This window comes from Gluconobacter kondonii, assembly GCF_002723995.1.
Classification (GTDB): domain Bacteria; phylum Pseudomonadota; class Alphaproteobacteria; order Acetobacterales; family Acetobacteraceae; genus Gluconobacter; species Gluconobacter kondonii.
The window spans coordinates 1-20071 of the sequence record NZ_BEWP01000012.1; the positions used below are offsets into that span (position 1 = coordinate 1).

General features: G+C 60.7%; 16 protein-coding genes. 7 read left to right on the plus strand and 9 right to left on the minus strand.

The features are described from left to right. Positions 1–25: 25 nt before the first annotated feature. Positions 26–2626, minus strand: coding sequence for an ATP-dependent chaperone ClpB (gene clpB / locus GKO01_RS11920; RefSeq protein WP_099287225.1), 2601 nt, complete (start codon positions 2624–2626; stop codon positions 26–28). 90 nt (positions 2627–2716) lie between these two features. After that, a complete protein-coding gene (locus GKO01_RS11925) occupies positions 2717–3796 on the minus strand; it encodes an aldo/keto reductase (protein WP_099287265.1) in 1080 nt (359 codons plus the stop codon). Between the two features lie 198 nt (positions 3797–3994). On the opposite strand from GKO01_RS11925, the gene GKO01_RS11930 reads away from it, so the two are divergent. Further along, on the plus strand, positions 3995–6202 hold the full coding sequence (locus tag GKO01_RS11930) for a S9 family peptidase (RefSeq protein ID WP_099287226.1): 2208 nt from the start codon (positions 3995–3997) through the stop codon (positions 6200–6202). Between the two features lie 61 nt (positions 6203–6263). On the opposite strand, the gene grxB is transcribed toward GKO01_RS11930, so the two are convergent. Continuing rightward, entirely contained in the window at positions 6264–6917 is a 654-nt protein-coding gene (gene grxB / locus GKO01_RS11935; protein WP_099287227.1) for a glutaredoxin 2, read from the minus strand. Positions 6918–6947: 30 nt separating this feature from the next. Continuing rightward, the gene (locus GKO01_RS11940) at positions 6948–7574 is read right to left on the minus strand and encodes a YqgE/AlgH family protein (RefSeq protein ID WP_099287266.1); all 627 of its coding nucleotides are present in this window, start codon (positions 7572–7574) and stop codon (positions 6948–6950) included. A 142-nt stretch (positions 7575–7716) separates the two neighbouring features. Here GKO01_RS11940 and GKO01_RS11945 point away from each other — a divergent pair, with 142 nt between their 5' ends. The 3 genes from GKO01_RS11945 to GKO01_RS11955 are packed head-to-tail and all read left to right on the plus strand — an operon-like array spanning position 7717 to position 10452. Then, positions 7717–8472, plus strand: coding sequence for an SDR family NAD(P)-dependent oxidoreductase (locus tag GKO01_RS11945; protein WP_099287267.1), 756 nt, complete (start codon positions 7717–7719; stop codon positions 8470–8472). After that, the gene (locus tag GKO01_RS11950; RefSeq protein ID WP_099287228.1) at positions 8462–9340 is read left to right on the plus strand and encodes a polyphosphate kinase 2 family protein; all 879 of its coding nucleotides are present in this window, start codon (positions 8462–8464) and stop codon (positions 9338–9340) included. The genes GKO01_RS11945 and GKO01_RS11950 overlap by 11 nt, the downstream gene beginning before the upstream one ends. 8 nt (positions 9341–9348) lie before the next feature. Then, complete coding sequence (locus tag GKO01_RS11955; RefSeq protein ID WP_099287229.1) at positions 9349–10452, plus strand: glycosyltransferase family 61 protein; 1104 nt, start codon at positions 9349–9351, stop codon at positions 10450–10452. Positions 10453–10517: 65 nt separating this feature from the next. On the opposite strand, the gene GKO01_RS11960 is transcribed toward GKO01_RS11955, so the two are convergent. Together GKO01_RS11960 and GKO01_RS11965 are read right to left on the minus strand one after the other, a co-directional pair. Beyond that, the gene (locus GKO01_RS11960) at positions 10518–12344 is read right to left on the minus strand and encodes a DEAD/DEAH box helicase (protein ID WP_099287230.1); all 1827 of its coding nucleotides are present in this window, start codon (positions 12342–12344) and stop codon (positions 10518–10520) included. A 127-nt stretch (positions 12345–12471) separates the two neighbouring features. Beyond that, on the minus strand, positions 12472–13122 hold the full coding sequence (locus GKO01_RS11965; RefSeq protein ID WP_174694291.1) for a class I SAM-dependent methyltransferase: 651 nt from the start codon (positions 13120–13122) through the stop codon (positions 12472–12474). Positions 13123–13206: 84 nt separating this feature from the next. On the opposite strand from GKO01_RS11965, the gene dapF reads away from it, so the two are divergent. The 3 genes from dapF to ftsY are packed head-to-tail and all read left to right on the plus strand — an operon-like array spanning position 13207 to position 16202. Next, entirely contained in the window at positions 13207–13980 is a 774-nt protein-coding gene (gene dapF, locus GKO01_RS11970; RefSeq protein WP_099287232.1) for a diaminopimelate epimerase, read from the plus strand. Further along, a complete protein-coding gene (locus tag GKO01_RS11975; protein WP_099287233.1) occupies positions 13977–15179 on the plus strand; it encodes a MiaB/RimO family radical SAM methylthiotransferase in 1203 nt (400 codons plus the stop codon). The genes dapF and GKO01_RS11975 overlap by 4 nt, the downstream gene beginning before the upstream one ends. Before the next feature lie 60 nt (positions 15180–15239). Next, positions 15240–16202, plus strand: coding sequence for a signal recognition particle-docking protein FtsY (ftsY, locus tag GKO01_RS11980; RefSeq protein ID WP_099287234.1), 963 nt, complete (start codon positions 15240–15242; stop codon positions 16200–16202). Positions 16203–16232: 30 nt separating this feature from the next. Here the strand turns inward: ftsY and GKO01_RS11985 are convergent, their stop codons facing one another. From GKO01_RS11985 to GKO01_RS11995, 3 genes are all read right to left on the minus strand, one after another. Next, a complete protein-coding gene (locus GKO01_RS11985) occupies positions 16233–16703 on the minus strand; it encodes a hypothetical protein (RefSeq protein ID WP_099287235.1) in 471 nt (156 codons plus the stop codon). A 9-nt stretch (positions 16704–16712) separates the two neighbouring features. Further along, entirely contained in the window at positions 16713–18683 is a 1971-nt protein-coding gene (locus GKO01_RS11990) for a serine/threonine-protein kinase (protein WP_099287236.1), read from the minus strand. 89 nt (positions 18684–18772) lie between these two features. Beyond that, entirely contained in the window at positions 18773–20062 is a 1290-nt protein-coding gene (locus GKO01_RS11995) for an adenylosuccinate synthase (RefSeq protein WP_062027974.1), read from the minus strand. Positions 20063–20071: the final 9 nt, after the last annotated feature.

Genomic DNA, 20071 nt, shown 5'->3' on the forward strand with positions numbered 1-20071 from the left:
GGGTTCCAACCCGCTTTTATCGTGGTCAGCCCGCCGAAACGGGCTTTCCATCGATCGTGAGGGCCTTGTCAGTGGCCGAAACCTTCACGGCTTCGCCATCATGAATGCTTCCCTCAAGCAGCAGGCTGGCCAGCGGGTTTTGCAGGCTGCGCTGGATGACGCGTTTGAGTGGGCGGGCCCCATAGACAGGATCGTATCCTTCTGCGGCCAGCCATTCGGTTCCCTTCTCGTCCAGTTCCAGGTCGATCTTGCGATCTTCCAGCAGCTTCTGGAGACGGCTGGTCTGAATTTTGACGATCCGGTCCATGTCCTTCCGCTGCAGACGAGAGAACAGGATGATTTCGTCCAGACGGTTCAGGAATTCCGGCCGGAAGTGATTCCGTACGACCTGCATCACCTGCGGACGAACTTCATCCACCGATTCACCATCCGGCAGATTGGCCAGAACTTCGGAGCCAAGGTTACTGGTCAGAACAATGATCGTGTTGCGGAAGTCCACCACACGTCCCTGCCCGTCCGTCAGGCGTCCATCATCGAGAACCTGAAGCAGAATGTTGAAGATGTCCTCATGGGCCTTCTCCACCTCATCGAACAGGATCACCTGATACGGACGACGGCGCACAGCCTCGGTCAGCACACCGCCCTCGTCATAACCGACATACCCCGGAGGGGCGCCGATCAGACGGGAGACTGCGTGCTTCTCCATGAACTCACTCATGTCGATCCGCAGCAGGGCCTTCTCGTCATCGAACAGGAATTGCGCCAGAGCCTTCGTCAGTTCGGTTTTGCCAACACCCGTCGGACCAAGGAACAGGAACGAACCAATCGGGCGGTTGGGATCCTGAAGACCGGCACGGGCCCGGCGGACGGCGTTCGACACGGCCACAAGAGCCTGCTCCTGCCCAACGACACGATCACGCAGCGTGTCTTCCATGCGAATCAGCTTGGCGCGCTCGCCTTCGAGCATCCGGTCCACCGGCACCCCCGTCCAGCGGGACACGACCGAGGCCACGCCCTGATCTGTCACGGTATCAGCGAACAGCCCGCTTTTCGACGAGGCGTCCTCTTCTTCCTGAGCCTTGGCGATCTGGGCCTCAAGGTTCGGAATCAGGCCGTACATCAACTCAGACGCCTTACCGAGATTGCCCTGACGCTGCGCGACCTCCACATCGGAGCGCGCGGTATCAAGCTGTTCCTTCAGCTTCTGGATCGCATTCACCCGATCTTTCTCGGCATGCCATTCAGCGCCCATCGCATCGGACTGCTCTTCCAGATCGGCAAGCTCTGCTTCCAGCGCGACCAGACGATCCTTCGACGCGGTATCGTCTTCCTTGCGGATGGCCTCCCGCTCAATCTTAAGCTGGATGATGCGACGGTCGAGTTCGTCCAGAGCTTCCGGCTTGCTGTCGATCTGCATCCGCAGACGGCTGGCTGCCTCGTCAATCAGATCGATCGCCTTATCCGGCAAGAAACGATCCGTGATGTAGCGATTGGAGAGGGTTGCAGCCGCAACGATGGCGTTGTCCGTAATGCGGACGCCATGATGCAGTTCGTACTTCTCCTTGATGCCACGCAGGATCGAGATCGTGTCGGCAACGGACGGCTCACCCACGAAAACCGGCTGGAAACGACGGGCCAGAGCCGCGTCTTTCTCAATATATTTGCGGTATTCGTCGAGCGTCGTCGCACCCACGCAATGCAGCGTTCCACGCGCCAGTTCTGGCTTGATGAGGTTGGACGCATCCATCGCCCCATCGGAGCGACCAGCGCCGACAAGGGTGTGCATTTCGTCAATGAAGAGAATAATCTCGCCTTCAGCCGTCTCGATTTCCTTGAGAACAGCCTTCAGACGCTCCTCGAACTCACCGCGATATTTCGCACCGGCAATCAGCGCGCCCATGTCGAGCGACATCAGCTTCTTGTTGCGCAGGGCCTCGGGCACGTCACCATTGACGATCCGCTGCGCGAGACCTTCAACAATCGCCGTCTTACCCACACCCGGCTCACCGATAAGAACCGGATTATTCTTGCTGCGACGGGCCAGAACCTGAATGGTCCGGCGGATTTCCTCATCACGGCCAATAACCGGATCGAGCTTGCCGGCCTGAGCCACAGCCGTGACGTCACGGGCGTATTTCTTCAGGGCGTCGAACGTATTTTCCGCAGATGCGCTCGTGACGGTGCGTCCCTTGCGGATTTCTGCAACAGCACGCTCGAGAGCCCCGGCGCTGGCCTTGCCCTCTACAAGTGCCTTGCCCGCAGCCGTATTGCTGGCGGCAATCGCTACGAGCAGACGATCCTGCGCCACATGACTGTCGCCAGCGACTTTCGCAGCGGATTCCGCACCATCCAGCAGACGGGCAAGATCAGGCGTCATCTGGGGCTGACCGGCACCAGCACCCTGCACTTTCGGCAGTTTCGCTAAAGCGGCATCGTTAGCGGTCTGAACCACCTTCGGATCGCCCCCCGCAGCGCGGATCAGGCCGGAGGCCGCGCCCTGTTCATCGTCCAGCAGGGCCTTGAGCAGATGCTCCGGCGTCAGCTGCTGGTTGTAATCCCGAAGCGCAATCGTCTGTGCGGCCTGAAGAAAGCCCTGGCTGCGTTCGGTAAAATTCTGAATGTCCATAATCTTAAAGTCCTCGTATGCCCCGTTGCGGCGACATTGATGTTCTTGACCGCCCCCGGAGGCAGCGGCCTGTGATGAATATTTAGGCAGTCATTTTTTCGTTTCAAGAGCCTCACGGAGACGTTTTGCCGGCCCCTGCAACACGAGATCCGCTTTCGAAAGACGATCGAACGCATTGCGGTTCTGATGCCAGTACGGATAGATCAGATCCGGCGCACTCACGTCGTCCAGTCTGCGAACCTGCTCCTGCGTCAGACGGAGCGACGCGGCAGCGAGATTGTCCAGAAGCTGGCTTTCCTTACGCGCCCCCAGAACCAGCGACGTGATTCCCGGCTTGTGCAGCGTCCAGGCCAGCGCCACGCGGGCCGCGGAAACGCTGTGCTCTTCCGCAATCTGCACCAGAACCTCGACCGTATCGTAGAGCTTTTTCAGATCCCGGACTTCCGGCTCCGGCCAGCCGGAAATCCGGCGGGAATCTTCCGGCGCCGTCTTGCCGCGACGGTACTTCCCCGTCAGCAGACCACAGGCGAGCGGGCTCCAGACCTGAACGCCCAAGCCCTGATCCACGGCAAGGGGCAGAAGCTCATATTCGGCATCGCGCGCTTCAAGGGAATAATAGAGCTGCTGGCTAACGGGGGCGATCAGACGATCTCGCTCCGCGGCACCCAGCAGCTTCATCGCCTGCCAGCCTGCAAAATTGGAAATCCCCGCATACCTGATCTTGCCCTGATCGCGCAGAGTCTGGAGCGCCTCAAGCGTCTCCTCGACCGGCGTTAGGCCGTCCCATTCATGCAGATAATAGAGGTCGATATGATCGCGCCCCAGACGACGCAGACTGTCGTCACAGGCATTAAGAATGTGATGGCGCGACAGGCCCTGTTCGTTCGGCCCCTTCCCCGTCGGAAAACGCACCTTGGAGGTCACGAGCAGTTCGCGGCTACGTCCCTGAAGAACACGACCCAGAATTTCCTCCGCCTCACCGCCGGAATAGGCATCCGCCGTGTCGAACATGTTCACACCATGCTCGACGCAGATGTCCACCATCCGCGTGGCCTCGGCCACATCGACCTTACCGGTGGCGGCAAAATTGCCCTGCCCGCCGAATGTGACCGATCCGAAATTGAGTGCTGAAATCTTGAGGCCCGAGCGACCAAGCTGACGATACTGCATATCCATCAGGCTCCTTCTTGCTGAGACGTAGTGCAATGCAGAACACACGAACCCGGGATCGGTCCCGGTAAAATCGCCCCTGCTCTCGAAAACGTGAGAGGGTTGCGCAGATCCCTTCCGCAAACCCTGTTCACAAACGACGCCCCGGTCCATGATCGACGTCAAAATCCCGTCCGCCGTCATTCTTTTGGAGATGCAATGCCCTCAAATCCCCTTCGTCGCGCCCTTATGGCCTGCGCCCTCATCTCTCCAGTGCTGTCCGCCGGGATTGCCAATGCCGCCGATCCCGCAGCCTGCATGCTCGATCTCGCCAAGACCCGGAACGGAACGCTTGGCCTGCCGAACCACGCGGAAGTCACGCCGGACGGTCACTCCGTCCTGTTCCTGCGCTCGGGACCGTTCGACACACATCTGCATCTCTATCGCTACGACCTGTCGGATCATGCGATTCATGAACTGGCCGCACCTGCATCGGGGCCGGAACATCTGTCGGTCGAGGAGAAAGCCCGGCGCGAACGGGCGCGCCAGAGCATGTCCGGCATTACCGATTACCAGATGAGCGAGGACGGCGGCACAGTTCTCGCCTCACAGGGTGGGCAGCTCGAACGCATCGCCACGGATGACGGCCGCGTCACGCCTGTCGAGGGTCAGTGGATCGCCCCCCGCCTGTCTCCGGACGGACTGAGCCTCGCCGCCGTGCGGGATAATGACCTTTATAGTGTCGATCTGGTCAGCGGACGTGAAACGCGCCTGACAACCGGCGGCAGCGACACGCTAAGCCACGGCCTCGCCGAATTCGCCGCCGCCGAGGAACTGGAACGCGCGGACGGTGCCTGGTGGTCGCCGGACAGCAAAACCATCCTGTTCGAGGAAGCCGATAACAGCGACGTCGAAAAGCACTACATCACCAACCCCGAAACCCCGCAGGCCGAACCCGTCATCTTCCGCTATCCCCGCGCGGGCACGAACAACGCCAAGACGCGCTTCGGCCTCGTGGACGCCAAAGGTGGCCCGATCCGCTGGATTTCATGGGACCATGCGGCATGGCCCTATCTCGGTCGCGTCGTCTGGCGGAAGAATGCCCCCCTCGCCATCGTCCTGCTCAACCGCGAACAGACGAAAGAACAGCTTCTCACGATCGACCCCGCAACCGGCGCCACTCATCTCCTTCTGGAGCAGTCCGACCCGGCATGGATCGAACTGGACCCGCGCGCCGCGTCCGGCGGCCACAACCTTCCCGTCTTTCTTGATAATAATGCCGGATTTCTCTGGGCCGCAGACCGGGGCAAAGACTGGCAGCTTGAACTCCATACCCCGGACGGAAAGCTCGAGCGCGTCCTGACGCCGCCCGGCCTGTCCTATATCGCCCTCAACGATTACGACGCCGAACACAACACCCTCACGGTCACCGTCCGCGCCAACCGGCTGGACAACGAGGTCGTGCATATCGATCTGAAAACCGGAGCCGTCACACCATTCGTGACGGAGCGTGGCATCCACAATATCCATGTCACCAACGGCACGCATACGGCCATGGTGGACACGTTCGCCAGTGCCGCCGGTACGCGCCAGACTTTGGTGCGGGATACGGCGGGTCATGTCGTGGCGACACTCCCAAGTGTAGCGCAGACACCGAAACTTCCGGTTCATGTCGAGTTCACGACCGCAGGGACGCGGGATCTGGACGCCGCCATCATCCGGCCGGAGAATTTCAGCGCCTCAAAACGCTATCCGGTCGTACTGTCCGTCTATGCAGGGCCGGGCTCCAAGATGGTGCACGACACACCGACGTCCTATCTTGATGACCAGTGCCTCGCCAATCAGGGCTATATTGTCGTCACGCTCGACGGACGTGGGACGCCGGGACGCGATCATGATTTCGAGCGGGCCATCAAGGGCAACCTGATCGACCTGCCGCTTCAGGATCAGATTGATGGTCTTAAGGCGCTCGGCAAGCGTCATCATGAAATGGATCTGTCCCGCGTCGGTGTGCATGGCTGGTCTTTTGGCGGCTATTTCACCGCCATGGCGACCATCCGCCGTCCCGATGTGTTCAAGGTCGGCGTGGCGGGCGCACCACCGGTCGATTTCGCGGATTACGACACGGCCTATACCGAGCGTTATCTCGGCACCCCGCAAAATGATCCGGAAGGCTATCGCAAAAGCAACGTCCTGACCTACGCCAATACGCTTAAACAGCCGCTTCTGCTCATGCACGGCATCACGGACGACAACGTCTATTTCGAGAACACCATGAAGCTGACGCAGGCCCTGCTCCATGCAGGCAAGCCCTATGACCTGCTGCTGCTACCGGGCACGCATATGCTGCCCGATCCTGTCATTCGCGCCCGCGTAGCCCAGCGACGCGAGCAATTCCTGCACACGGTTCTTCAGCCCGGAAAATAATCACGACATGAAAAAGGGCCGGATCACGCGATCCGGCCCTTTTTTGGAAATATCGCTGCGCTCAGACGGCAATGTCGTCGAACAATTCCACACCGCACCGCACCGCCATGGCCTGTCGGTAGGCCTCGATCTCAGGGGGATAAACCATCCCACGGATCAGCGAGAGGCTGTGCAGATGCGCGAACAGATGGATATCGTCCGTGGAAAGCTCGCCATTTACGGCCTCGGGCGAACGGATCAGCGGCGCCAGATCTTTCAGCAGTGCATTGAGCTGCGTCAGCTCTTCGGTCTTCTCTTCCAGCAGTGCGCTGAAAGCCCCGACGGAGGGCTCCTTGCGGCGGATGAAGCCGGCGCGTGCTGAGGTGGTGCCGAACTCCGGCAGCGGGGCGGCGGCAGCGCGGGGAAGGAACAGGCGATAAAGAGGCGCGGCGGCCTTCTGGAGCCAGGCCGTAATCTCCGGACGCGTGTCTCCCGTCAGAACGGACGTTCCGATCCCATCGATATGCGTAACAATATCCATGCTTTCAGGCATGAAATGTCCGTTTTCTTCAAGGATGGGAACGACCTTACGACCCACCATGCGGACCGGACCGTCCACATCATCATTCAACAGGATGCGCTTCTCATAAGGGATCTTTTTGAACCCGAAGATCATCCGCGCCTTCGTGCAAAACGGGCAGTGCTCATAAATATAGAGGATATAGGGTGCGCTCATGCTGCCTTCCTGTGCCTGACGGGTGCCTTCTCAGGCTTCTCCGACTGATGAAGAAAAAAGAAGCGGGTCGATCTCGATGGCGTCCAGCGCCTGTCGCCATTTCTTTGTATGGTCGGCGCCAAACACGATCTCATTGCTTGCCGGTGCCACAAACCACGAACTGTCCCGCAGGATTTCCTGTTCAAGCTGGCCCGGCGCCCAAGCCGCATGTCCGAGCGCCATCATCGCCTGTTTCGGTCCGCGTCCGGCGGCGATTTCACGCAGGATATCCAGACTGGCGGTCAGAGTCGTGTGCCCATCAACGGCCAGACTGCCCTCCCCTGCCCAGTCCGCCGAGTGCAGGACAAAACCGCGTGAATGCTCGACCGGACCGCCTATACACACGCCGATCCGGCGTTCGGGGGGATTGGGGTCGATTCCAAGCTGCGCGAACAGATCGTCCAGCCCCGGCTGCGCGAGACGCTTGTTGACGATCAGCCCCATCGCCCCGTCCTGCTCTGAATGAGCGCAGAGATAGATCACGGTCCGCTCAAAAAACGTCTCCGCCAGCGCAGGCGCCGCCACGAGCAGTTGTCCCGTAAGGCCTGCCTCTTTGCCCATCGCTGTCACAGCAGGGTCCGTCAGGTTGTCATTGCGTCCATCGAGTGTTTTTTTCATGCCTGCCAACATGGGTGCATCCCTTCCTGTATTGCAAGCGTTTGCCTTCAGGAGTGTTAATGACATCCAATGTCACTGACCTGAGCCCCGTATGCCCACGAACCGCCCCTGCCGGGTGCGGACTGTCCGTCTGGAGATTGTCATGCCTCTCACCGTCCTCGTCACCGGCGCCACCGCAGGTTTCGGCCATGCCATTGCAACACGGCTTGTCCGCGAAGGCCATCGCGTCATCGCCACCGGGCGCCGCAAGGAGCGGCTCGAAGCCCTCAAAGACGAGCTGGGCGAGAGCGTTCTACCCTTCACACTCGACATGACCAACCGTGACGCCCTGCGCGCCCTGCCCGCCGCACTGCCCGAGGACTGGCAGGATATCGACGTTCTGGTGAACAATGCCGGCCTCGCCCTTGGCATGGACCCTGCACAGGACGCCGAACCCGACAACTGGGAATCGATGATCGCTACGAATGTTTCGGGCGTTGTCGAACTGACCCGTGCGCTTCTGCCGAGCATGGTCCAGCGCAATACGGGCTACATCATCGCCCTGGGCAGCACGGCCGGGACCTATCCTTATACTGGCGGGAACGTCTATGGCGCGACCAAGGCTTTCGTACACCAGTTCACCCAGAACCTGCGGACAGATCTGCTCGGCACCCGCATTCGCGTGACCAATATCGAACCCGGCCTGTGTGGGGGCAGCGAATTCAGCAATGTACGTCTGGGTGACGACGCCAAGGCAGCAGCCGTTTACAAGGACACAACACCGCTGACACCGGAAGACATTGCCGAAACAGTCTCCTGGCTCATTGGTCTGCCGTGGCATGTGAATGTCAATTATCTGGAAATGATGCCGGTCTGTCAGGCCTCGGGCGGTCTTGCGGTGAACCGTCATGTCGGTTGAGATTGGCCTCCCCCCACAACTTCGCATCACGGACGGGAAAAAATTCCGTCTGTCCTCCATCGCCACGAACGACACGCTGGGTCGTCAAAAGAACGAGTCCCGCACCCGCATCCGCGACTGCGTAGATCAGATGTCCATTCTCCAGCAGAGACTTGCGGCCTATGCGACGCATGGAATCCTCGTCGTGCTGCAGGGCATGGACACTGCTGGCAAGGACGGCGCAATCCGGCACGCTTTTTCGGGCCTGAACCCGCAGGGCGTGCATGTTACGTCCTTCAAGGCCCCTGCCGGAATTTCGACACGCCATGACGATCTGTGGCGCATCCATCTTGCCATTCCATCACGCGGCGAGATCGGCATTTTCAACCGCAGCCATTATGAAGACGTTCTGGTGGAGCGCGTTCATCCGGACATGGTCCGGGCCCGCGGGCTCAATCCGGACCTTCCGGATTTCTGGGACCACCGTCTGACGGATCTGAAAAACTTCGAAAGCTATCTGCGTCGGCAGAACATCATCGTCCTCAAGCTGTTTCTCCATATTTCGCCGGAAGAGCAGCGTCTGCGCCTGCTCAAACGGCTGGACCATCCGGAAAAACGGTGGAAATTCAGCCCGTCCGATATCAAAGAGCGTGAGTTCTGGCCGCATTATACCGCCGCTTACGAAGAGGCCATCCGCGCGACCTCAACGCCTGAAGCCCCGTGGATCGTCATTCCATCGGACCATAAATGGCTTGCCCGCGTGCTCGTGGCCGAAGCGCTGCTGGACACACTCGAAAGCCTGCATCTGAAGGAACCGGAACAGAAACTCTCCGATTCCCTCCGCGATGCCCAACAGGCCTTGCTCAAAGGTGCAGCCAAAACCGTCTGAGCCAGACCATGCCGATTTTCTCCCGTCTCAGGCGCTTCCTGTCTCCACCAGCCGGACCCTCCGATCTGGTGGAGATTGCCCGAAGCGTGACCATGCTCGAAACCTGCCCGGCGAAGTGCGTCTCTTCATCGGGCCTGTCCGACCTTCCCCATCCGGGGCGAAATCCGTTCCGGGACTGGGAGAGCATGCCGGTCACGGTCCAGCACTATGCCCTACGCAATATCGTGCTGGACCAACCCCTGATGACCCTGCTGCATGCAGGCCACCCCGTCTCCGCAACAGCCTATGTTCAGCCCCCGGATGCCGTTCGCGCCCTGACGCTGCGCCCGGCCGACATGATAAGCTGCGGGTCTTTCAAGGGTCTTACGGCAAGCTGCGTCGATCACTGGGCTTCGAACTACTATCACTGGGTCGCCCATACGATCCCGACCCTTCATGTCCTGTTCCTACAGAACAAATCTGTTCGCCTTGTCCTGCCCGAACACATGCATCCCTGGCAGTTCGAGACGCTGGAGCTCTTCGGCCTGACGTCCGACGCCCATATCCGCCTGCAACAAGGGCACCAGTACGCGTTCAAGACGCTGGATTACATCACCTTCGTCAATGGCAGCGCGGATTTTGCCATCTCGGATCTCTCACGTGCCGCCTATGCCCACCTCCGCCAACTAGCGGGAGCCTCAGCCAAACCTGCGAGACGGCGGCTGTATATCGAACGCGGAGCTTCGGCCAACCGGCATGTTCCCAACGAATCCGAAATGGCGGAAGGGCTGGAGCAACTCGGTTTTGAGCGCGTCCGCCCCGAAACCATGACTCTGATCGAACAGATCCGTCTGTTCAGCGAAGCCGAAATGGTTATGGGCATGCTCGGCGCCGGGATGGCCAATATCGCCTGGTGTCAGCCGGGAACCCTCGTTTACGAACTCGTTCCGTCCCATCACGTCAATCCATGCTTCGCCGCGATGGCGACACAGGGTGGCCTGCGCTACTGGGCCGATATTTTTCAGACGGGTGCCACACAGGAAAACCATACAGACAATGCTTCAATCCCGCTGCCCGTCGCAGACATCCTCGATCGAGTCCGGGATCTGACCGCCCGCCTGCCCCAGACCTAAAAACAAAACCCCGCCGAAGACCTGCTTCGGCGGGGTTTTACGTCACTCAGATCCTGAAAGAAGGATCAGGAACGGCGCTTACGGCTCGAACCATCGCCACGCGGGCCGTCGCCGCCTGCAGGCTTCTGACGGCTAAAACCGGAACCGCCGCGTCCCTTGTAGCCGCTTCCACCGCCAGCACCACCGCGCGGGCCGCCCTTGAAACCAGCGCCCGAACGGCCACCGCCGCCAAAACGCTTGCCTTCACCGGGGTTACGACCGCGGGGCCCCATGCCGCCAGCAGGCGCTTCAGACGGCTCGATCGTCACTTCATCAGCGTCCGCACCGGCGAGGCAGGACTTGAAGCGCGCAACGCTCTCATCGGCGATCTGGAAATAAGTCTGTTCCTGATCGATACGGATGCTGCCGATTTCGCGCTTCTGCACACCACCCAGACGGCAGATCAGCGGGATCAGCCATTTCGGATCGGCGCGCTCGGTCCGGCCGACGCTCATCTTGAACCACTCGCCCGCCATGACGTGCTCTTCACGCGGCGCGCGCTCACCACGCTCGCCGCGCTCTGTGTGACGCGGGGCTTCGACGGACATCGGGCGGATTTGCTCGACCTTCGGAAGACGCGCGCGGTACAGACCCACCAGCGCAGCCGCGAGCTTCGTGGCGTCGTATTTCTCGGCGAGCTGGTTGACCAGTTCATCGGACATATCGTCCACGGCATTCGTCAGGATCGGATCGTCCATCAGACGGGTCTTGTCCTGCTCGGCAATCGCCGCAGCGGTCGGCACAGCTTCCCATTCCGCCTGAATCTTGGCCATATGAAGCAGACGTTCGGCCTTGCGACGCTGACTCACCGGAACCATCAGCACGCTGGTGCCCTTACGGCCCGCACGGCCCGTCCGGCCCGAACGGTGCAGCAGGGTCTCGGCAGCGGTCGGGATGCTGGCATGGATCACGAGGTTCAGGGCCGGGACGTCAATACCACGGGCTGCAACGTCGGTTGCAACGCAGACACGCGCCTGACCGGAACGCAGGCTCTCGATCGCACGGCTGCGCTCGTTCTGTCCCATCTCGCCGGAAATGGCGACGGAAGCAAAACCACGCTCAAGCAGCGTTGCCTGAACCTGATTGACCATCATGCGAGTGTTGCAGAACACCATCGCCGTCGGGCTTTCGTAGAAACGAAGCACATTGACGAGCGAGCGCTCGATTTCCTGCGGCGGCGTGACAACACAGCGATAGGTGATGTCGGAATGCTGCTTCGCACCCGACACCGTATCGATGCGCTCGGCATTCTTCTGGTAGCGGCGTGCGAGCGACGCGATTTCGCGGGCGATCGTTGCGGAGAACAGCAGGGTGCGACGCTCGGCCGGAGCCGCATCGAGAAGCTGTTCCAGCTCTTCGCGGAAGCCCATGTCCAGCATCTCGTCGGCTTCGTCGAGAATGACGCAGCGCAGAGCGGACAGGTCGAGGGAGCCGCGCGACAGATGGTCGCACAGACGGCCCGGCGTACCGACAACGATATGAACGCCACGGCTCAGTTCGCGGGCTTCGCTACGGGCATCAGTGCCGCCAATGCAGCTCGCAATGCGGGCACCAGTTTCGGCATAAAGCCACTTGAGTTCGGACTGGACCTGAAGCGCCAACTCACGCGTCGGCGCGATCACGAGCGCCATGGGCTGAGGGGACGGCGGAAGGCGATCTGCGTCTCCGAGCAGGGTCGGAGCGATGGCCAGGCCGAAGGCGACGGTCTTGCCCGACCCCGTCTGCGCGGAAACCAGCAGGTCGCGCTCGTCCAGCCCCGGCTGCAGAACGGCTTCCTGAACAGGAGTCAGCTGTTCGTAGCCACGTGCCTCAAGGGCGCGCTTGAGGGCAGGATGGGTATCGGGAAAAGGCATATTTTATGAACACTCGGCAAACGTCACGCCGACGACAGGATGCGGCGGCTGGAATGCCGCTGCATAAAGACTTCCGCTTCAAAATACCAGAAAGAACGTATGCCGAGGTTTTTCTTGTGTTTGCAGCTCAGGTTCTGGGCTTGCGGCCAATCACGGCATGAACCGTATCGCGCCATGCTGTCAGGTCTTCCGGGGGAACGACCTCGCCCGTATCCAGCTCCGCCAGACCGGTGCGAGACATGAGAACACTGACCAGCCGCACGCGGTCCGCAGGCTCCAGCGCCTGCCAGATCGCAACGGCCTTCGCCGCATGAAACTGGTCGGAAAATGTCAGGATCAGCGGCGCACCGGGCTTGAGCACACGCACGATTTCCATCAGCACAGCCAAAGGCTGCGTCAGATAAGCCAACCCGTCACACAGCGTCACGGCATCGAAGCTGTCATCTTCAAAAGGCAGGGTCGGCTCGTCGTTGAGATCCTGCACGACCCGTTCGCTCAGAACCGGATTGGCCTCCAGAGCCGCTTTCGCAACGCCAAGCCCGACCACGCGCTGAAACTGCGCTTCCTTCGGATAGTGACTCAGCGCTCCAGCCATCAGATCCAGCACGGCGCCCCCAACCGGCAGAGCGGTCTGATACAGGGCCGTCACGGCTGTCTGCGCACCCATGTCCATCAGCGAATCCGGGATGCGCTGTGCATGGAAGATCGTGTCAGGCTCGTCGTTGGCACGCGTGAATGCCGCGACGTGCATTCCTTCAAGCTGTTCCGGGCCGCTCATATCCACTCCTTCTGATCCAGCAGCGGACATGAGGGCATGTTCCCCGTGCGTCAACCCGCGTGATGCTTTATGAGAGGGGCCACCATGAGCCTCTCCTTCACGAAAATGCACGGTCTGGGCAACGATTTCGTCGTCATCGATGCCCGCCAGAACGATCCCGCGCTCGACACCGCCACCATCCGCCATCTGTGCGATCGGCGCTTCGGAATCGGCTGCGACCAGCTTGTTTTCCTAACTGTCCCAACGCTGGACGGTGCGGACGTGCATGTCCGATTCTTCAATCCCGACGGCTCTGAAGCCGGAGCCTGCGGCAATGCGTCCCGCTGCGTGGCAAAATTCGTCGGTGGCACGCCCACACTCCAGACTGCCGCCGGTCTTCTTCCCACAGCACGCGACGGCGATCTTTTCATGATCGATATGGGTGTACCCCGTCTGGACTGGCAGGACGTACCGCTTTCGCAGGCCTGCGACACGCTGCATCTCCCCCTGCATGATGCCGCGGCCTGCTCGATGGGCAATCCGCATGCCACGATCTTTGGCGATGCCTCCCGCGCGGAAGCACTGGGAGCCGACCTCGAACAGGACGCGCTGTTCCCCGAACGCGCCAATATCGGTTTCGCACAGATCCTCTCCCCGACCCATATGCGCCTGCGCGTCTGGGAACGCGGGGCCGGTCTGACGCTCGCCTGCGGGTCCGGCGCCTGCGCGGCCGTCGTGAATGCCGTGCGTCGCGGTCGCACGGAGCGCACCTGCACCGTCACCATGGACGGCGGCGACCTGCAAATCACCTGGCGCGCGGACGGCCATGTCCTCATGACAGGCCCCGCCGTCACGGTTTTCCACGGAACAACGGCGTGACAGCCTCCGTCCTGACCTTCGGCTGCCGCCTGAACGCGCATGAAAGCGACGGCATGGCCCATCATGCGCGCGACCAGACCGACACCATCATCGTCAACACCTGCGCCGTGACAACCACCGCCGAGCGGCAGGCGCGACAGGCCATTCGTCGGGCGCATCGCGAAAATCCGGATGCCAAAATCGTCGTGACCGGCTGCGCTTCCGACATCGCACCGGATCGCTGGGCCGAACTGCCGGGCGTGGTTCGCGTCGTCCCCAACGAAGACAAGCTCAAACCCGCCATCTGGGGGGATAACGGCCCCGACCTACCGCCGTCACGTCATGCCCGCGCCCTTCTTCAGGTCCAGCAGGGCTGCGATCATCGCTGCACCTTCTGCATCATCCCCTATGGTCGCGGCGATTCCCGCTCCACACCCATTGAGGATGCCATCGCGCGCGCCGAGGCCCTTGTCGAAGCCGGGCATCAGGAAATTGTCCTGACCGGGGTAGACATTGCCTCCTGGCAAGGCACTGAAGGCAAGGGGCTGGGTGCATTATGCCGCGAACTACTGCATCGTGTTGAAGGTGTCCGGCGTCTGCGCCTGTCGTCCATCGACCCTGTTCTTCTGGATGTAAAGACGGGCGATGCGGATCTGTGGTGGCTGCTGGAAAACGAACCCCGCCTGATGCCGCATCTACACCTATCCTTACAGGCCGGATCGGACCTCATTCTCAAGCGCATGAAACGCCGCCACGATACCGCAGGGGTCGCAGCCACGCTGCGTCGCGTCCGCTCCATGCGTCCTGAAACAGGTGTGGGCGCTGATCTGATCGCGGGGTTTCCCACGGAAACGGAGGCTCTGTTCGAAGAGACCCGCGCCTTCATCGAAGAGCAGAAGATCCCTTTCCTGCATGTCTTTCCCTACAGCGAACGCCCCGGCACCCCTGCAGCACGGATGCCCGCCGTTCCCAACGCCGAACGCCAGCAACGCGCAGCCCGACTCCGCAATGTCGGAGACAGAAACCGCGATCGTTTTCTCGAACGCCTCATCGGCACGGAATTCGATATTCTCGCCGAAACGCCCGATCGTGGCCATTCCCCGGAATTCGCCGCCATCCGCCTCGTCGGCGACGCACCCGCGCCAGTGCGGGGCAGTTTCGTTCCCGTCCGGGCTACCGGGCTGGAAAACGGAACACTTCTGGCAGAAATCCGCACCTGAAACGCGTTCAGACCTCCCTGCACCCTTGACGTCCGGCCCGACCTGTCCGAACTCCCATGCATGGCTGGATTTTTCTCACGACTCAAACAGGGTCTTTCACGCTCGAGTTCGCGTCTCGGTGCCGTCTTCACCCATCGCAAGCTGGACGAAACGGCTCTTGAGGAACTCGAGGACGAACTGATCGCGGCAGACCTCGGTCCCACTGTCGCCGAACGCGTGATCGAAAGCTTCCGGAGCACGCGCTTCGGCAAGGACGTGACCAGCGACGAAATCCGCGAAACCCTTGCGACCGAAATCGCCCGTGTTCTGGAGCCGGTTGCAGTTCCTTTCGAGCCCGATCCGGCGAAAAAGCCCCATGTCGTTCTGGTGGTCGGGGTCAATGGCGTCGGCAAAACCACGACCATCGGCAAGATGGCCCGCCTGTACACCGAAGAAGGCAAGTCCGTGATGCTGGTGGCGGGAGATACCTTCCGCGCCGCCGCTGTCGAACAGCTCGAAGTCTGGGGTAAACGCGCCAATGTGCCGGTCATTGCCGGAAAGCACGGCGCCGATGCAGCGGGACTGGCCTATGACGGCCTCAAGCGCGCAACGGAAGTCGGAACCGACCTGCTTCTAATCGACACAGCCGGACGCCTGCACAACAAGGGCGCGCTGATGGAGGAGCTGGCCAAGGTCATCCGCGTCATGCGGAAATTTGACGAAACGGCGCCGCATTCCGTCCTGCTGGTGCTGGATGCCACGACGGGTCAGAATGCCGTCGAACAGGTTCGCGTGTTCCGGGAACTGGTCAACGTGACCGGGCTGATCGTGACCAAGCTGGATGGCTCCGCCCGCGGTGGCATCGTCGTAGCCCTTGCCGAACAGTTCAAGCTGCCGGTTCATATGGTCGGCGTCGGGGAACAGGCTGAAGACCTCCGTCCCTTCTCGGCTCAGGACTATGCCAAAGGTCTGGTCGGCGGCTCGAATGATCTGGCCTCAAGACTGATGGAAACCCCGTTCGAAGATACGTCAGCCGTCGAATAAGACGTCAGGCTTTGCGATCTGCGAGAAATCTTAGCTCGCAGGGGCACCTTCGTCCGACGACATCCACTCGTCCTGAAGATAGGCAATCCGTTTTTCAATGGATTTGCGCTCGCGCCGCGCGACCTCCGCATTCCAGAGCCGACCACCAATGGCTGAAGCCTCCGCCACAAGCCACGCCGCACCCGCTGCCAGCCAGTCCAGCGCCAGTGTTACGGGTTGGGTAATCTGCGCAATACAGGTCTCCCAATCGCCGTTGGCCGCCCAGGCTTCGTGCAGGGGATGCACCATGACCGCGCCAACATAAAACAGAACGATCATGAGACGCTGACCATCAGCGTTCGGATCAAACAGCCTCAGAGCCACCATAGGAAGCAGCAATACACCAGCGACAAGCAGGCTTCCCGGAACATAGGACAGCATCAGGCCGAAAATGATTCCGTGCCACCATCGAAATCCCGGAGCACGGAGCGTTCCCGCTTCTGCCTGCCTAACGGACGCCATAGATCTTCCTCACTGGCAGAATTCCAGCCAGATACTTGCCATTGCAACTGCGATTCCCGTCAGAAGGGAAAAGAATTCGCCAGAATTTCGCGCCTCACGATCATTCGCGGCTTTCCGCTCAGGCGCTTCATCGAGAACACGCATCAGATTGCTGATTTCGGCCTCGGCTTCCTGAGCCTGCCTCTGATCCAGCCGCAGACCCGTCGGATCGTTGACCGTTGCCAGAAAGACGCCCAGATTTCCGTTTTCCGCTGCCTTTCCCAGACGCACGCGGCGACGGGCGCGCGAGCTCTTGCTCCGCCACTGGCACAGTTCCGCCTCAAGCAGAGGCAGAGCACGCTGCGCCAGAAAACTGAGCGGTGCGGAATCAAATTTCCTCTGGACAGCGGCAAGCAGGCTCAGGTCCGCAAGCCAACCCGGCAACCCGGCTTTCTGTGATTGCGACAGAGGGATAATTCCTTGACGCGCACAATGCATCTCAAGAAACGAACGCATCTGCTCATCCAGAAAACCGCTTCGTGCCAGCATGTCATCCGGCAGGTCTTCAATGCCCACATGGCGGTTCAGCCATTGCAACAGGCCTTCCGGTACGGAAATCCGCGCATCCAGACATTTTTTTGAAAGACAGGAAAGAAAGCTGTTCTCTTCATAGGGAAAACGCCTGACCAGTTCTGCCCCTTTTAGGGCCATGCGTCGCGCAGCCCCCGACAGCGCTGAGATCTGCTGCCTCTGCCTCTGCGGAAGATGGGCCGACAGGAAAGCATCCGAATTCCCCGCCATGAAGCTCAGAATATTACGAACCGTCCGTTCATCGTCCGGGTTATCAGGCCGAACGGTTGCCTGCACCATCATCTGTGGCAATGTCTCGGGCCAGAACCAGATCCCTCCCCAGAACATGGGCGCAGCAGGATCAAGGACTGAAATCGCATGCGTGATGACCATTGTCGCCGGATCGACTGCCTTACTCCCGCCCGCAGGAAGAAACGAAGCACTGGCCTGTTCGATCAGGCTCGCCATCACGGAGAGCTCAAGCTCCCCATGGAGCCAGTTACTGACGACTTTCCTTTGCAGCAGTGAGGAAAACTCAGCGGGATGGCGTCCGGCATACCACGCCAGAGCTTGAGGCGTATGCACGGCGTTTCCGCCGATCATGAGCGGAATGCGGGCGGGAATGACCGGGCGGACCGTGAAAACCTTACTTGGCGCTATCGTTACCAGATCGCGTGGAGAAGGACGGTTATGCGGATCATCCGCCAGCATGGCGGTCAGGAGGGAGCGCAGCCCGACAGGAACTTTCTGGTCCTGCATATAAGCCGCAGGCGTACCGATCTCGAAACGCCGTTTGAGGATATCCGCGTCGGACAGTCCTTCAAGAGGTAATTTTCCGATCGCAAGCGCAAGGATAATCACACCCAGCGAGAAGATGTCGCAATCCGTCGTTCCCTCGCCCCGAGCAGACGGACGGCAGACCGCCGAAGACAGGGGTTCGAACAGAACAGACTGTTTTTCAGCAGGCGCGGTAACGCCCAACGGCCCGAGCACGACTTTGTGCAGCCCTTGCCCGACGAACATGTTATCCGGACGGATGCTGCGGCATGTCAGGTTAGCTGCCTCCAGCTTCTGGAGAAGCCCGGCAAAGGGACGGATGACGCCGTCAATCAACTGACTCTCAGTCCACAAGCCCAAACTTTCCGCAAGCGAAGGACCGGGAGGGTGCGGGCAGAGCAGCCACAAAGCACCCTGGCAGTATTCGTGGGTCTGGATCGGAATCACGCTCTCATGGCGAAAGAACATGAATTCTGAAAGACGGGCCGACGGCGCGAAGGGAGCCAGCGCAAGATAGGACGCACCAGAAGCCGTCATATCCTGCGCGCCATATGTCGCACAGCCACCGAAATCAGGCTGTTTGTGATCCAGGCTGATCAGATACCGCTCGGCAATGAGCAGTTCCTGGCTGTTATCTGCCTGCGTATCGGCCATCGAAATCCCGTTGTTTCCCTGTCCGGTCTTTTGTGCCGGACAGGGATTGAGACTTCGTTAATGCCGGACGCGATTCCAGCAGTCAGAGATCAGTCTTCGAACGGATCGCGCATCAGAATGGTATCGTCGCGTTCCGGGCTGGTGGAGAGCAGCGTCACCGGAGCTTCGATCAGTTCCTCGATGCGGCGGACATATTTGATGGCCTGTGCGGGCAGTTCGGCCCAGGAGCGTGCGCCAGCGGTTGTTTCTTTCCAGCCCGGCATCGTTTCGTAAACCGGCTTCACGCGAGATTGTGCGCCCGGAGCGGACGGGAACGTTTCAGTTTTCTGTCCGTCCAGTTCGTAGCCCACGCAGATCGAAATCTCGTCCAGACCATCCAGAACGTCCAGCTTCGTCAGGGCGATGCCGCTGACGCCACCAACGCGGACGGCGCGACGGATCAGGACTGCATCGAACCAACCACAGCGACGGGGACGACCTGTGACGGTGCCGAATTCATGGCCGCGCTCACCGAGAGTCCGGCCCGTCTGATCGTGCAGTTCGGTCGGGAACGGTCCCTCGCCCACGCGGGTCGTGTAAGCCTTGGCAATTCCGAGCACGAATCCGACGGAAGACGGGCTCACACCACTACCTGATGCTGCAACAGCCGCAACCGTATTGGAGCTCGTGACATACGGATAAGTGCCGTGATCGACATCCAGCATGACAGCCTGCGCACCTTCGAACAGGATGCGGCGACCAGCGCGACGGGCTTCGTCCAGACGGTCCCAGACCTGGCAGGAGAACGGCAGAAGGCGCGGCGTGATCTCGGTCAGGAAGTCCTTGAGCTGCTCCTTCGTAAACGTCTCGGCACCCAGACCTGCGAGCAGCGTGTTGTGGTGCAGGAGCAGCTCGTCCAGCTTCCAGTCCAGCGTCTCGGGCTCGGCCAGATCACAGATACGGATGGCGCGACGGGCGACCTTGTCCTCATAGGCCGGGCCGATGCCACGGCCGGTCGTGCCGATCTTGTGCTCGCCCCGGGCAGCTTCACGCGCACGATCGAGCGCGCCATGAACCGGCAGGATCAGCGGAGCGTTCTCGGCAATCCACAGCGTCTCGGGCGTCACGACGAGGCCCTGTGCGGTTACGCGGTCGATCTCGGTCATCAGGGCCTTCGGGTCCACGACGACGCCATTGCCGATCACGCCGATCTTACCGCGCACCAGACCCGACGGCAGCAAGGACAGCTTGTAGACCTGATCGCCCACGACCAGCGTGTGACCGGCGTTGTGGCCACCTTGAAAGCGGACAACGATATCGGCGCGACTGGCGAGCCAGTCGACGATTTTGCCTTTACCCTCGTCTCCCCACTGGGTTCCGATCACGGTGACGTTGGACATGAGCTGACT

What these genes read in the sequence shown, in the direction of transcription:
- GKO01_RS11985 (WP_099287235.1), bottom strand. Translation starts at nt 16,703, where the DNA reads ATGGCGTCCGTTAGGCAGGCAGAAGCGGGAACGCTCCGTGCTCCGGGA.
- GKO01_RS11925 (WP_099287265.1), bottom strand. Translation starts at nt 3,796, where the DNA reads ATGCAGTATCGTCAGCTTGGTCGCTCGGGCCTCAAGATTTCAGCACTC.
- GKO01_RS11950 (WP_099287228.1), top strand. Translation starts at nt 8,462, where the DNA reads ATGTCGGTTGAGATTGGCCTCCCCCCACAACTTCGCATCACGGACGGG.
- GKO01_RS11955 (WP_099287229.1), top strand. Translation starts at nt 9,349, where the DNA reads ATGCCGATTTTCTCCCGTCTCAGGCGCTTCCTGTCTCCACCAGCCGGA.
- dapF (WP_099287232.1), top strand. Translation starts at nt 13,207, where the DNA reads ATGAGCCTCTCCTTCACGAAAATGCACGGTCTGGGCAACGATTTCGTC.
- grxB (WP_099287227.1), bottom strand. Translation starts at nt 6,917, where the DNA reads ATGAGCGCACCCTATATCCTCTATATTTATGAGCACTGCCCGTTTTGC.
- GKO01_RS11995 (WP_062027974.1), bottom strand. Translation starts at nt 20,062, where the DNA reads ATGTCCAACGTCACCGTGATCGGAACCCAGTGGGGAGACGAGGGTAAA.
- ftsY (WP_099287234.1), top strand. Translation starts at nt 15,240, where the DNA reads ATGGCTGGATTTTTCTCACGACTCAAACAGGGTCTTTCACGCTCGAGT.
- GKO01_RS11965 (WP_174694291.1), bottom strand. Translation starts at nt 13,122, where the DNA reads ATGAGCGGCCCGGAACAGCTTGAAGGAATGCACGTCGCGGCATTCACG.
- GKO01_RS11990 (WP_099287236.1), bottom strand. Translation starts at nt 18,683, where the DNA reads ATGGCCGATACGCAGGCAGATAACAGCCAGGAACTGCTCATTGCCGAG.
- GKO01_RS11940 (WP_099287266.1), bottom strand. Translation starts at nt 7,574, where the DNA reads ATGAAAAAAACACTCGATGGACGCAATGACAACCTGACGGACCCTGCT.
- GKO01_RS11945 (WP_099287267.1), top strand. Translation starts at nt 7,717, where the DNA reads ATGCCTCTCACCGTCCTCGTCACCGGCGCCACCGCAGGTTTCGGCCAT.
- clpB (WP_099287225.1), bottom strand. Translation starts at nt 2,626, where the DNA reads ATGGACATTCAGAATTTTACCGAACGCAGCCAGGGCTTTCTTCAGGCC.
- GKO01_RS11960 (WP_099287230.1), bottom strand. Translation starts at nt 12,344, where the DNA reads ATGCCTTTTCCCGATACCCATCCTGCCCTCAAGCGCGCCCTTGAGGCA.
- GKO01_RS11930 (WP_099287226.1), top strand. Translation starts at nt 3,995, where the DNA reads ATGCCCTCAAATCCCCTTCGTCGCGCCCTTATGGCCTGCGCCCTCATC.